11 protein-coding genes and 1 pseudogene are annotated in these 12,824 nt (G+C 52.1%); 9 read left to right on the top strand and 3 right to left on the bottom strand.

The features are described from left to right. The first annotated feature begins 2 nt into the window (after positions 1–2). Genes GQ51_RS07970 through GQ51_RS07940 form a run of 7 tightly spaced genes read left to right on the top strand, consistent with a single transcriptional unit; the run spans position 3 to position 6,610 of the window. Complete coding sequence (locus tag GQ51_RS07970) at positions 3–1,208, top strand: type II secretion system F family protein (protein WP_047551930.1); 1,206 nt, start codon at positions 3–5, stop codon at positions 1,206–1,208. 14 nt (positions 1,209–1,222) lie between these two features. After that, positions 1,223–2,881 (top strand): hypothetical protein, encoded by a 1,659-nt coding sequence (locus tag GQ51_RS07965; protein WP_052177768.1) that lies wholly within the window; start codon positions 1,223–1,225, stop codon positions 2,879–2,881. Continuing rightward, positions 2,878–3,507 carry a hypothetical protein gene (locus tag GQ51_RS07960; protein WP_047551928.1) on the top strand — a complete coding sequence of 210 codons (630 nt, stop codon included), beginning with the start codon at positions 2,878–2,880 and terminating at the stop codon, positions 3,505–3,507. The genes GQ51_RS07965 and GQ51_RS07960 overlap by 4 nt, the downstream gene beginning before the upstream one ends. Positions 3,508–3,523: 16 nt before the next feature. Next, positions 3,524–4,054 carry a hypothetical protein gene (locus GQ51_RS07955; protein ID WP_047551926.1) on the top strand — a complete coding sequence of 177 codons (531 nt, stop codon included), beginning with the start codon at positions 3,524–3,526 and terminating at the stop codon, positions 4,052–4,054. 52 nt (positions 4,055–4,106) lie between these two features. Then, on the top strand, positions 4,107–5,135 hold the full coding sequence (locus GQ51_RS07950; RefSeq protein WP_152604126.1) for a hypothetical protein: 1,029 nt from the start codon (positions 4,107–4,109) through the stop codon (positions 5,133–5,135). Between the two features lie 21 nt (positions 5,136–5,156). After that, positions 5,157–5,858 (top strand): type II secretion system protein, encoded by a 702-nt coding sequence (locus tag GQ51_RS07945; RefSeq protein WP_047551922.1) that lies wholly within the window; start codon positions 5,157–5,159, stop codon positions 5,856–5,858. Between the two features lie 5 nt (positions 5,859–5,863). Further along, a complete protein-coding gene (locus tag GQ51_RS07940; RefSeq protein ID WP_047551919.1) occupies positions 5,864–6,610 on the top strand; it encodes a HesA/MoeB/ThiF family protein in 747 nt (248 codons plus the stop codon). 55 nt (positions 6,611–6,665) lie between these two features. On the opposite strand, the pseudogene GQ51_RS12305 reads toward GQ51_RS07940, so the two are convergent. The 3 genes and pseudogenes from GQ51_RS12305 to GQ51_RS07930 all read right to left on the bottom strand — a co-directional run bounded on the left by GQ51_RS12305 (position 6,666) and on the right by GQ51_RS07930 (position 8,389). Then, positions 6,666–7,015, bottom strand: a pseudogene (locus GQ51_RS12305) (endonuclease domain-containing protein). A 61-nt stretch (positions 7,016–7,076) separates the two neighbouring features. Further along, the gene (locus tag GQ51_RS07935) at positions 7,077–7,919 is read right to left on the bottom strand and encodes an SPFH domain-containing protein (RefSeq protein WP_047551917.1); all 843 of its coding nucleotides are present in this window, start codon (positions 7,917–7,919) and stop codon (positions 7,077–7,079) included. A gap of 14 nt (positions 7,920–7,933) precedes the next feature. Continuing rightward, entirely contained in the window at positions 7,934–8,389 is a 456-nt protein-coding gene (locus GQ51_RS07930) for an NfeD family protein (protein ID WP_047551915.1), read from the bottom strand. Positions 8,390–8,549: 160 nt separating this feature from the next. Between GQ51_RS07930 and GQ51_RS07925 the strand changes: the two genes are divergently transcribed. Both GQ51_RS07925 and GQ51_RS07920 read left to right on the top strand, forming a co-directional pair. Continuing rightward, positions 8,550–9,770: an FAD-binding domain-containing protein gene (locus tag GQ51_RS07925; RefSeq protein ID WP_047551912.1), complete on the top strand. Its 1,221-nt coding sequence runs from the start codon at positions 8,550–8,552 to the stop codon at positions 9,768–9,770. A gap of 132 nt (positions 9,771–9,902) precedes the next feature. Then, on the top strand, positions 9,903–12,722 hold the full coding sequence (locus GQ51_RS07920; RefSeq protein ID WP_047551910.1) for a valine--tRNA ligase: 2,820 nt from the start codon (positions 9,903–9,905) through the stop codon (positions 12,720–12,722). Positions 12,723–12,824: the final 102 nt, after the last annotated feature.

Here is a 12,824-nt window from a genome sequence, read left to right as displayed (position 1 = left end):
CTATGCCTTCATTCAGTTATAAAGCGGTTGATAAGTTAGGGCGCCCTGCCATGGGGCAGCTTGAGGCGATTAATGAAGTGGACCTGGAGATCCGCCTGTCACGGATGGGGCTGGATTTAATTACTTATCGCACCATTGCCAAATCGGCCAACCTGTTCAACAGCAGCCGGGTTAGCAATCAGGACCTGGTCATGTTCTGTTTCCAGCTTGAGCAGCTCACCAGTGCAGGTGTGCCGCTGCTGGAATGTTTAAATGACCTGCGTGAAAGCAGCAGCAACCTTTTTTTCCAGAAAGTGTTGGGGGCGGTCAGCGCGGAAGTGGAAGGCGGCAAGATGCTTTCAGAAGCGCTGGCGCAGCATCCAGCCGTGTTCAGCCAGGTATTTGTGAGCCTGATCGCAGCAGGCGAGCATACCGGCCAGCTGCCGGTCGTATTGAATAACCTGTTTAATACCATACGCTGGCAGGATGAGCTGATGTCGCAGACAAAAAAACTGCTGGCTTATCCTGCTTTTGTGGCGGTTGTCGTGTTATGCGCCGTTATTTTCTTAATGATCTATCTTGTACCGCAGATGGTCTCGTTCCTGCGTAATATGGGGCAGGAACTGCCTTTAAACACTAAAGTGCTGATCGCCATCTCCAATGCCTTTGTTGACTACTGGTGGCTGATCATCGGGCTGCCGGTTCTGGTGGTGACCGTGCTGGCCGCTGCGGTCAGGTCCAACCCGGCTGCACGTTATCGCTTTGATCTGTTCAAACTGAGCCTGCCGGTGACCGGGCCTATCCTGCATAAAATCATCATGGCGCGCTTTGCGCGTTATTTCGCACTCATGTACCAAACCGGGATTCCTATCCTGGATGCCATCAAGATCTGTGAAAACATTGTAGGCAACCGCGTGGTGGCTGATGCCCTGACGCGCGTGCATGCACAGATCAGTGCCGGCGATTCCATGAGCGAGAGTTTCCGCAATGCCGGCTTATTCCCGCAATTGGTGGTGCGCATGATCAAGGTAGGCGAAAATACAGGAGCCCTGGATAAGTCCCTGCTTAACATCAGTTATTTCTATGACCGCGATGTGAATGACTCCATGCAGAAAATGCTGAAAATGATAGAGCCTGCGCTCACCGTGATATTGGGCGGTATACTTGCCTTTATTATGTTCTCGGTGCTGGGGCCGGTTTATGATTCATTCAGCAAGCTCAAGATTTAATAACTGGCCAGATCATGATCAAAAGTAACTTAAATAAAATAGTGCTTTGTGCCACGGCCGATAATTTACGGGCCGGGATCTGGTATGCCGGCAAACTGCAGGGGTGCCAGACCTTTATCAATCATGAAGACGGGCATGCCGCTTTTGCCGGTTTTCTGCAGCAGCACCCATTCATACCGGTCTACCTGATTGTCGATGCGGTAGAAGAGGATTACAGGCTGGAGAGCCTGCCACATACTTCAGGCGCGGCTAAGCGCGAGTTGCTCACCCGTAAACTGAATCAGTTTTACCGCGGCCTGTATTACCGTACCGCACACTTCATCAGCAGGGATAAAGATAAGCGCAAAGATGATAATTACCTGTTTGTCGCCCTGAATAACGATGAGTTCATCGAGGGCTGGATCAGCGTGATCCAGCGGGCAGATGCGCAGCTGGTCGGTATTTACCTGCTTCCGATGCTTAGCAAACTGCTGGTGAAACAGTTTAAGCTGACGGCTCCCGATATCCTGCTGTGCGAGCAGCTGTCATCAGGCTTGCGCCAGACTTATTTTTACAACGGACGCTTGAGCATGAGCCGCCTGGTGCCGAATGTGCCGGACGATATCGGCAAGCTGGCTTATTTTTATCTGGCGGAAACCGAGAAAACGCGGCTTTATCTGATGAGCAAGCGTTTCATCTCGCTGGAAACCCGCATGAGCCTGGTGCTGGTAAGTGCCGATGGCGTGACCCAGCACATTTCACAAGCCATCAGCCAGGATCAGGGGCTGGATTGCCTGAGCATCAACTCTTCAGAAATGGCAAAGAGCCTGGGACTGCCGCTGGATATGCTGCAGGAGATGCCGGAATTGCTGCATATGCAGTTGCTGGCGAATGGCAATCTGGTTGATAACCTTGCTCCGGAAAAACTTACGAAAGGTTTCCGGTTCAGGCAGCTCAAACAGGCCATCGGGATCGCAACTGTGGCGGCTGGGGTCTTAGGCGTGTCTGCATCTGCGTGGATGCTGCTGCAAGGGCTGAATCACCAGGCAGCCTATAGGCAGGCTGTGCAGGACACTAACGTACAGGAGCATCGCTACAGGGATGTGGCCAGAAGTTACCCGGTCACGCCTATTAGCGCCAATGATTTGCAGCTTGCCGTTGAGCTTGATAAGAAAATCGCAGCTTACCCGCAGTCGCCACGGCGCATGATGCAGGTGCTGAGTGCTGCACTTGAATCGTCAGGTCAGGGCTCCATGGATAATGTGCAGCTGGACAGGCTGCGCTGGATGCTGAGTGCTGATGGCAATGTGAAAGATGATGACAAATCTATGCCGCTGCCGACCTCACAGGTAGCAGGCAATGCGCAGGCAAATGCAAGTGTGGTGTTGCCGGCAGATGCTGCGGCACTGTATGAAGTGGGTTTCGTGACGGCCGAGATTGCAGGTTTCGGCGGCGATTACCGTGCTGCGCTGAATACGGTGAACAGCTATGCTGCAAATATCAAAGCAGATGCGAGGGTGGCCGCTGTAGAAATATTGCAGGAACCGGTGAATGTAAGTTCTTTTGCTGACCTGCAGGGCAGCACTGCCGATGAGCAGTCTGCACAGAAACCGCCGGTATATTTCAAATTGAAAGTGATACTCAAACCTGTGGATCAGGTCTTGTCTGAGGTGAGCGGGGTGACGCAGCCATGAATCTGGAAAAACAGGATTGGCAGAAACTGCAGACGCCTTTGCTTGTGCTGGGCGCGGTTGTCGTTGCGGGTATCCTGCTGTTTGGATTTGCCCGCTATTTCAGCCAGAGCCAGGCACTCGCGCTGCAGAACCAGCAGGGCCTGCTGAATGCGGCTCGCCAGCGCTATCAGTTATCCGGTGCAGAAAAAGAGATGATCGCCGAGTATTTGCCCAAGTACCAGATGCTGATCAGCAAAGGTTTTGTGGGGGAGGAGCAACGCATAGCGTGGGTAGAACACTTGCGCGAACAGCACAAAACCCAGAAACTTTTTGGTATTAAGTACGGTATCAGCCCGCAGGAAAAATATACGCCGGCATTTGCCGCAAACCTGGGCGGGTTCACATTGAATCGCTCGGTCATGAAACTGGAGCTGGATATGCTGCACGAAGGCGACCTGCTGCAGTTAACGGAAGGCTTGAACAGCAGGCATGCGGCCCCGTTTATACTGCGCGACTGCGAAATAACCAGGATTAATGCGGGCCGGCCATTAGGCAACCAGCTCATTGCGAACCTGCATGCACAGTGTGAGCTTGATTGGCTCACGTTGCGCGAGCCTGCTTCTGCTTATGTAAGCCCGGCACCTTGAATAGGCAGCTAACGTGATGAATAAATTGTCTGGATTATCTATTTTTCTGCTGGTTTCACTGGCGGGCCTCATGCCTGCACAGGCCGCGCCGGATGATGGCTTTGGCCGCCTGTTCAGCAGTGCCGCAGAGCGTAAAAAACTGGATACCCTGCGGCAGAATCAGAAGCTCATTGTGGTGAGCCCGCGGCAGGATACATCACCGGAGCCCGAGCTTAACGAACTGCCGGATCCGATCACGATGCAGGGTTATGTCAAGCGCAGCGACGGGGCAACGACGCTATGGGTGAATAATAAACCGGTGCAGGAAAATACCACCCAGGATAATGTAGAGATCGGCCGCCTGAACCAGCAGAGAAGTGCAGCCAGGCACGGCGCGGGCAGACAAGGCTCGGAGAGCCTGGACGTGAGGGTGCCGGCAACCGGCAAGCGCCTGCAGCTGAAGGCCGGGCAGGTGTACGAGCCTGATACTAACCGCATCCGTGAGCTTAGGCTGCTGGAGAAAGAAAAGCAGCTCAATCTGCAGGCGACGGGAACAGCCGGTGATTAAGCGTTGGTGCACCAGCTTTTCTTTTCAGCAGGGCAGTATATTAATTATGCTGATGCTGGTTCTTCTGCTGATTGCAGCAGCGGCAATGCTGTCAGGGGTGAATGGCAGCACTGTAAGAGTCGAGCGTGATAAAACAACTGCCGCGGCATTGGCTGAAGCCAAAGCTGCGCTGATCGGCTATGCGTTAACAAGTGATACCAAGCCCGGTACGCTGCCTTGCACTGATTATGAAACTGAAAAATATAGTGATGGTAGCGCCAATACTAACGGCAGCAATAACTGTAAAGCATTTATCGGGCGGCTGCCATCGAAGCAGCTAGGGGCTCCGATGTTGAAAGATAGCTACGGTGAGTGCCTTTGGTATGCATTGTCTCCCGTGTTCCGCAACCAGATGACGGTTGCCAACCGCAAGCTGAACCCAATCAATAGCAATACGCCCGGTACGATCACCCTGGTGAATGACAATGAAGCCCCATTGGGAAATGTGAACCCGGTGATTGCGGTGATTATCGCGCCCAATAGTCCGGTCAAAGGCCAGATCCGGAGCGGGGAAGCGGACGGTTACTGCCCGGGCGATTTTTTAGCTGGCAACTACCTGGATACCAGGGGCGCCGTGAATAACGCCACGGGGAATGTAGCCGGGGATCATTACACATTCAAGCTGGGTAAGGCAGGCGATGATTTTAACGATCAGTTGCTGTATATCACTGCCAAGGAATTTTACCCTGCGCTAAAAAAGCGCATCGTGCGGGAAATCGTGGGTGATGCAGGTGTGGCAGGCGGCCTGGTCGGATATTATCACCCTTCAACAGGCACGCCGCATAATGAGTATCCATGCCCGGCAAAGACCGTGGATGGCAATGCGGACTGCACGCTGGCGACAGGATTTGTGCCATATAATGATGATGCAATAGGTTTAGGCTACCCCACGCTAGGGACATGGCTCGCGAATAACGGATGGTTTGCAATGACAACTTATCAATATATAACGGCTACACATATTAAAGTCACGCTGGCAGATGCGTTTGGCAGCTATTCGTGTGATGCCAATGCGAATGTCGTGACTTGTTCAGCGCCATAACGATGAAAACAGGCCATCACCATGAAAACAAATAAATACAGCCGGAAGCAGCCAGGGTTTACCCTGGTAGAGCTGGCGATGGTTCTGGTGATTTTTGGATTGCTGATCGCCGGCTTGTTAAGCCCGTTGAGTACGCAGGTCGAACTGCGGCGAACCCAGGAAACGGAAGCCATATTGGAAGAAGCGAAAGAAGCCCTGCTCGGCTACGCCCTGGTTAATAAGTTCCTGCCATGCCCGGATGTTAATGCGATACCCTCTGGAGCAGAAGGCGTCCGCAACGTTGCCACTGATGAATGCGCAGTGCTGGAAGGGGTGCTGCCCTGGCAGCTTTTGGGCGTGCGGGGACAGGATGCATGGGGCCGCTATATCAGATACCGGGTGAGTACAAAATTCACTGATAATCTAAATTTTTTCGAACTTACAAATATTGGGAATATCACTGTGAAGAGTGATACCGGCACGCTTGCCAGTAACGTCGTAGCCGTGGTTGCTTCCCATGGGCCCAATGGTTTTGGCGGGATCAATACCGTGCAGGCTTCGCCCGATAACCAGATGCCGGCACCGGCAGGGGCTGATGAGGTGGAAAATGCTAATTCAAATAACATTTTTATAAGCCACACCCCCACACCGCAAGGTTCGGCTAACGAATTTGATGATAGCGTTAACTGGATATCCGTTAATATTCTTATGAACCGCATGGTTTCCGCAGGACAATTACCTTAGTTTTTATGAACGATAACCAACTCCTCCGATACAGTCGCCACATCCTCTTGCCGCAGATAGGTTATGAAGGGCAGGATAAGCTCGTCAACAGCCATGCCCTGGTGGTCGGCGCCGGTGGGTTAGGATCCCCCGCTGCGTTGTACCTTGCCGCTGCCGGCGTGGGTACGATTACGATCTGTGATTTTGATGTCGTGGACTTAACCAACCTGCAGCGCCAGATTGTGCATACCACTGCTGCGGTCGGCATTAACAAAGCGCTCTCCGCGCAAAAAACGCTGTTGCAAATCAACCCGGAAGCACAGGTCAATACGGTCTGTGAAAAATCTACCGAAGCCGATTTCGCAAGGCTGATCGCAGCGGCGGATGTGGTACTGGATTGCAGCGATAACTTTGCTACGCGTTATACCTTGAATAAGCTGTGTGTGGACTTGAAAAAGCCGCTGGTTTCAGGTGCGGCCATCGGTTTTGAGGGGCAAGTCACGGTGTACGATATGCGCTCGATCCTGAGCCCATGCTATCACTGTCTGTTTCCTGATAACGGAGAGGATACCGAGCTGCGCTGTGCGACCAATGGCGTGTTTGCGCCGCTGGTTGGCATGATAGGTACCTGTCAGGCAGCAGAGGCTTTGAAATTACTGATGGATATCGGCGAAAGTTTGCAGGGGCGCCTGCTGCTGCTGGACGCACTTGCCATGGAGTGGCGCACAATCAGACTGAGTAAAGACCCGGCTTGCAGCGTGTGCGCTTTCTAACGCTCCCTCCCCATATAAGGGGGAGGGTTGGGGTGGGGGTGAAATTGTTTTCAGCTCATCTATTTGTGACTGCGCCATAAATGACTTCAAGAACTCCCTCAACATTCTGTAGTACTTCGTTATTCCAAAAACGTAATACATTCCAACCTTGCGTTCAAGCCATGCACTACGAAAATTATCTTCGATTTGCATTTCACTATGTTGCCCACCATCAGCTTCGATTGCTAATTTAATTTCAACGCACGCAAAGTCCAGTATGTAGTTTCCGATGGGATGTTGCCGCCTGAATTTTTTACCACATACTTGACGTGCTCTCAAATGTTGCCATAAATGCGTTTCAGCTTCGGTTAGTTCACTGCGTAATTTGCGTGAATTGGTTTTTATATTTGGAGAAACTCTTAACATGGTTTGATAAGTTTCACACCCCCATCCTAGCCTTCCCCCTGAGTGGGGGAAGGAAATGGAGTTATTTACCACCAACTAGACTTTTAACCGCACCCACCAAGTCACCCGGCATCACTACGATTTTACTGTTTTCAGAAGCTGACATGCTTTGCAAGGCGTTGATGTAGCGGTCACCGAGCAGGAACATGGCAGACGAGTTGTTTTCCTTGACGGCTTCAGTGATGAACTTAATGGATTCGGCTGAGGCTTTTGCAGCCACCATCTGCGCTTCCGCATCTTTACGTGCCGCTTCCAGGCGCGCTTCTGCGTTCAGGATCAGTGATTGTTTCGCGCCTTCCGCTTCGGTCACCACCGCCACACGCTCACGTTCGGCAGCGGCCTGTCTTTCCATCGCCTCCTGCATGTTGTGCGATGGCTTGATGTCCTGAATTTCAACAGACTTAACTGTTAATCCCCAATCCAGCGCTTCGTCGGCAATGGCGGATTTCAGCTCAGCCTTGATGCGGTCACGCGAGGTCAGCGCCTGGTTCAGGTCCATGCCGCCGATGATGGAGCGCAGGCTGGTCTGCACCATATTGCGCATTGCTTCGCGGAAGTTCTCAATGCCATATACGGCACGGTCGATTTTCGTGACTTTGATAAACGCCACCGCATTGGCCAGAATCACAGCATTATCGCGGGTGATGACTTCCTGTTCCGGCACATCCAGAATGATGTCTTTGGTGGTGACCTTATAGCTTACTTTGGTGAAAATCGGGTTGATGACGTGCAGCCCGGGGGTCAGCACGCCGGCAAACTTGCCCAGGCGTTCCACCACCCATTCTTCGCCTTGCGGCACGATGCGCACACCTTTAACAATGGCGACGATTACCAAAAATATCAGTACAAAGCTAAATTCAGTCATTTTATTTCCTTAATTCAATTATTAATTATTTTTGCAATTCTTAGCGTATTACCTTCAACTGCCACTACTGTCGCATCGACGCCTACTTCAATTGGCTCGTCTGATAGTGCAATCCATTCGCGGCTACCCATCAAGCCTTGTGCAAAACGTATCGTTCCATTATGAGTAGGGCTGGTTGCGATAATGACAGTGCCGACGCGGCCTATTTCTTCACCCTGTGCCTGGCCAACACGGTAGCTGGTGTCGGTTTTCTTGTAATGACGGCGCCAGATGGCCAGTGACCCTAAGGATAATGCCGCAAAAACCGTGAACTGGACAGCGTAAGACGTGCCGGGGAACAGCCACAGCATGATCGCAACGCATAGCGCAGAGATGCTGAACCATAATGTATATATAGTGCCGGTGATCATAATTTCGACTGCCAGCAGTACTATGCCCAATACTGCCCAGGCCCACATTGCTTCTATCATGCCGTTCCTTTTCAGAAGATTTCGATGTTGATTCTATACATAACAAGGCATTATTGCATGTTATATTTTGGTACGCATATTAGAAAATGAATAACAAACACTACCCGTTCAGGTGATAAAAAATAGTAAACTAGCGATTAAGCACGTAGGAGAAAAACTCATGAAGCCTGCACTGAAGCTCACTATCCCCAGCGATCGCATGGAGCGTCTGCATTACGTCAAGCGTATATTCCCGGATGCCAGGGGTGACGATCTTAAAGGCGAATGGGCGGGCGGGCGTTCAAATGCGCTGGCTAAGCTGAATAACGTTGATGCGGTTGCCTATGGGCGCAACCGTAATTTCCTGAATGGCTCGGTCACGCATCTATCCCCTTACCTCAGGTACGGTTGCCTGACTTTGAACGAGACCTTTGCGGCAATCAAAGGAAAATTCGGGCTGACTGCGGAAAACCTCCTGATGCAGCTTGCCTGGCGCGATTACTGGCGTCAGGTATGGTTTACACGCGGTAATGCAATTTACAGCGAGATGGAGCCGCCTAAAGTTGCGCTTGGGTACGCCCGGTTAACAGACGCCGTCAGGCAGGGTGAAACCGGTTTGCCGTGCATGGATGCTTTTATCGGTGATTTGCTGGGCACCGGTTATGTCCACAATCATGCGCGCATGTGGTTGGCCAGTTATATCGTCCATCATCTTAAAATCGACTGGCGTGAAGCCGCCGACTGGTTCGAAGCACATTTGCTGGATGGTGACATCGCCAGCAATCATTTATCGTGGCAATGGGTCGCGTCTACATTCAGTTCCAAACCTTATTACTTTAACAAAGAGAATCTGGCACGCTATACCGGCGAGAACTATTGTGCCGACTGTACGGCCGTTTGCCCGTTTGATGCCAGCTATGAAACATTGCAGGCACGGCTATTCACCCAGCCCGCAAGCGCTGATGCAAAGCGGTATCCATTGAAACCATTGCCGATGAATGCGGCTTCCATGCATAAAGCGGTAGCGGTTTATGTGCATGATGAAATGCTGTCGCCAAACAATAGCGTGCTGAACCAGCCGTTCCCCAAGATTTTTGTATTCGATCCGCAGCTGCATGGCGACTGGCCGCTTAATCGGCTGCAGTTTGTGATGGACTGCCTGAGCGAGATGATGCATGTGGAAGTATGGGTCGGCGATACCTATGACGTGCTGCTGCAAAGAAACGTGGGGGAACTGATTACGCAGGCCACGCCCAATGCCAGGGTTAAACAGGCGCTGACACCGTTCTTGACCAAATGGCAGCCGGTGGATAAATTGGTGGATGCGGAAATGAGCGATAAGCGCCTGCAGCGTTTTTCCCGTTATTGGGATAAAGCCGCGCCATTATTGCTGGGCACTTGAGCAGGCAGTGGCACCAGCGCGCCGCAAGTTTTCATCCCACCGTAAATGTGCTGCTCAAACAGCGCAATGACGAACTGCCTGTGGCCTGTGTTAAAATAACGGCCAATTACAACTGAATATCCCTCTCAAAAAATGTCCGAAATTAAAGAGTTAGCTAAATCCTTCGATCCCAAAACCATAGAAAGCAAATGGTACGAGTTCTGGGAAGGCCAAGGCTACTATGCCGCTGGTTTAGACCAATCCAAGCAAGACAACTTCTGTATCCTGCTGCCGCCGCCTAACGTGACCGGCACCCTGCACATGGGCCATGGTTTCAACCAGACCCTGATGGATGCCTTGACGCGTTATCACCGCATGCGCGGCGACAATACCTTATGGCAGCCGGGTACCGACCATGCCGGCATCGCCACGCAGATCGTAGTCGAGCGCCAGCTGGATGCGCAAGGCGTGTCGCGCCATGACCTGGGTCGCGAGAAGTTCCTGGAAAAAGTCTGGGAGTGGAAAGAATATTCAGGCGGTACCATCACTAAGCAGATGCGCCGTTTAGGCACGTCACCGGACTGGTCACGCGAGCGCTTCACCATGGATGAAGGCCTCAACAAAACCGTAACCGAGACTTTTGTGCGCCTGTATAACGAAGGCCTGATCTACCGCGGCAAGCGCCTGGTGAACTGGGATGTGAAGCTGGGCACGGCCGTTTCAGACCTGGAAGTGGTGCAGGAAGAAGAAGATGGCTCGATGTGGCACATCAATTATCCTTTGGCGAATGGCGCAGGTAATTTAACCGTAGCGACGACCCGTCCTGAAACCATGCTCGGCGACGTGGCGGTAATGGTGCACCCGGAAGACGAGCGTTACAAACATCTCATCGGCCAGAACGTGAAGCTGCCTTTGTGCGACCGTGAAATCCCGATTATTGCCGATGATTATGTAGATAAAGAGTTTGGTACCGGTGTGGTGAAAGTCACCCCGGCGCACGATTTTAACGACTATGCCGTGGGCCAGCGCCACAAGCTGCCGATGATAGGTATTTTGAACCTGCAAGGTTTTGTGAATGAAGCGGCGCCCAAGCAGTACCAGGGGCTGGAGCGTTTTGCGGCACGCAAGCAAGTGGTGGCTGACCTTGAAGCGCAGGGCTATCTGGTCAAGGTGGATAAACATAAACTCAAAGTGCCGCGCGGCGACCGCACCGGCGTGGTGATTGAGCCTATGCTTACCGACCAGTGGTTCGTGGCGATGAGCAAACCGGCTGCTGATGGTAAATCCATCACGCAAAAAGCGCTGGATGTGGTGGCTTCAGGCGAAATCAAGTTTTACCCGGAGAACTGGGTCAACACTTACAACCAATGGCTGAATAATATTCAGGACTGGTGTATTTCACGCCAGTTATGGTGGGGGCACCAGATTCCGGCCTGGTATTCAGACGATGGTAAGGTATATGTAGCCAAAGATGAGACAGAAGCCAAAGCGCTGGCGGCTAAAGACGGTTATACCGGCAACCTGACACGCGACAACGATGTGCTGGATACCTGGTATTCATCTGCCCTGTGGCCGTTCTCAACACTGGACTGGACTGGCGATGCAGAAAAGGACGCAGCCAATGTGGCTTTGCAGCAGTATCTGCCATCCAGCGTGCTGGTGACCGGTTTTGACATCATTTTCTTCTGGGTGGCGCGTATGGTGATGATGACCACGCACATCACCGGCAAAATCCCGTTCAAGCATGTGTACGTGCATGGGCTGATCCGCGATGCCGAAGGCCAGAAGATGAGTAAATCCAAGGGTAATGTGCTGGATCCGATTGATTTGATCGACGGCATCGGCCTTAATGATTTAATCAAAAAACGCACCACCGGTTTGATGAATCCGAAACAGGCTGAGCAGATCGAGAAACGCACGCGCAAGGAGTTTCCGGAAGGTATCGCCGCTTATGGCACCGATGCTTTGCGCTTTACCTTTGCCGCACTGGCGTCACCTGGGCGTGACATCAAGTTTGATTTGCAGCGCTGTGACGGTTACCGTAATTTCTGCAACAAGCTGTGGAACGCCACGCGCTTTGTGCTGATGAACACAGAAGGCCAGGACAACGGGCTGGAAGACTGCAAAACCAAACCGGAAGGGTATTTAAGTTTCAGTCAGGCAGACCGCTGGATAGTGAGCATTCTGCAGCGCACTGAAGCCGATGTGGAACGTGCGTTTGCGGATTACCGTTTTGACCTGGCAGCCAAATCCATTTATGAATTTGTGTGGGATGAATACTGCGACTGGTATCTGGAGCTGGCTAAAGTGCAGATCCAGAATGGCAGCGACGGTGAAAAGCGCGCGACGCGCCGCACTTTGCTGCGTGTGCTGGAAACCATTTTACGTCTGGCACACCCGATCATGCCATTCATTACCGAAGAAATCTGGCAGACCATAGGCCCGATGAGCGGCCGCAGTGGGCCTAGCATTATGCTGGAAGCTTATCCCAAAGCGCAGCCGAACAAGATTGATGAGGCGGATGAAGCCTGGGTGGCCTTGCTCAAGCAGGCGGTGGATGCATGCCGCAGCCTGCGCGGCGAAATGGGTATTTCACCGGCCGCACGCGTGCCGCTGATTGCGGCGGGTGATGCTGAAAAACTGGCTAAATACGCGCCTTATCTCAAAGCGCTGGCCAAGCTGGAAGATGTCGCGATTGTGGCTGACTTGCCTGAAGCCGATGCGCCGGTGATGCTGGTGGATGACTTTAAACTGATGCTCAAAGTTGAAATTGACGTGGCGGCTGAAAAAGAGCGTTTGGGCAAAGAGATTGCGCGTTTGGAAAACGAAATCAGCAAGGCCAATGCAAAACTGGGCAATGAGAGTTTTGTAGCGCGCGCGCCAGCGGCGGTGGTGGAGCAGGAAAAAGGCCGTGTGGCCGAGTTTGGGGCAAGCCTGGAAAAACTCCAGGTGCAGCTATCGAAACTTAAATAGAACCGCCTGAATAACGGCCAGAAAAAAGAGGTGCTTTGGGCACCTCTTTTTTTTTAAGTAAGGTTTTTTTAAGTCAGGGTTTTTTGCCCAGGTTTGCGGAAT

The sequence above is a fragment of the Methylotenera sp. G11 genome, from assembly GCF_000799735.1.
Taxonomy (GTDB): domain Bacteria; phylum Pseudomonadota; class Gammaproteobacteria; order Burkholderiales; family Methylophilaceae; genus Methylotenera.
Note: the sequence above shows the minus strand (reverse complement) of the source record. Positions and strands in the feature narration are given on the sequence as shown.

Excerpts from the sequence above, each read along its gene's own strand:
- GQ51_RS07960 (WP_047551928.1), top strand. The coding sequence starts at position 2,878 with ATGAATCTGGAAAAACAGGATTGGCAGAAACTGCAGACGCCTTTGCTT.
- GQ51_RS07945 (WP_047551922.1), top strand. The coding sequence starts at position 5,157 with ATGAAAACAAATAAATACAGCCGGAAGCAGCCAGGGTTTACCCTGGTA.
- GQ51_RS07970 (WP_047551930.1), top strand. The coding sequence starts at position 3 with ATGCCTTCATTCAGTTATAAAGCGGTTGATAAGTTAGGGCGCCCTGCC.
- GQ51_RS07950 (WP_152604126.1), top strand. The coding sequence starts at position 4,107 with ATGCTGGTTCTTCTGCTGATTGCAGCAGCGGCAATGCTGTCAGGGGTG.
- GQ51_RS07955 (WP_047551926.1), top strand. The coding sequence starts at position 3,524 with ATGAATAAATTGTCTGGATTATCTATTTTTCTGCTGGTTTCACTGGCG.
- GQ51_RS07920 (WP_047551910.1), top strand. The coding sequence starts at position 9,903 with ATGTCCGAAATTAAAGAGTTAGCTAAATCCTTCGATCCCAAAACCATA.
- GQ51_RS07930 (WP_047551915.1), bottom strand. The coding sequence starts at position 8,389 with ATGATAGAAGCAATGTGGGCCTGGGCAGTATTGGGCATAGTACTGCTG.
- GQ51_RS07965 (WP_052177768.1), top strand. The coding sequence starts at position 1,223 with ATGATCAAAAGTAACTTAAATAAAATAGTGCTTTGTGCCACGGCCGAT.
- GQ51_RS07925 (WP_047551912.1), top strand. The coding sequence starts at position 8,550 with ATGAAGCCTGCACTGAAGCTCACTATCCCCAGCGATCGCATGGAGCGT.
- GQ51_RS07940 (WP_047551919.1), top strand. The coding sequence starts at position 5,864 with ATGAACGATAACCAACTCCTCCGATACAGTCGCCACATCCTCTTGCCG.
- GQ51_RS07935 (WP_047551917.1), bottom strand. The coding sequence starts at position 7,919 with ATGACTGAATTTAGCTTTGTACTGATATTTTTGGTAATCGTCGCCATT.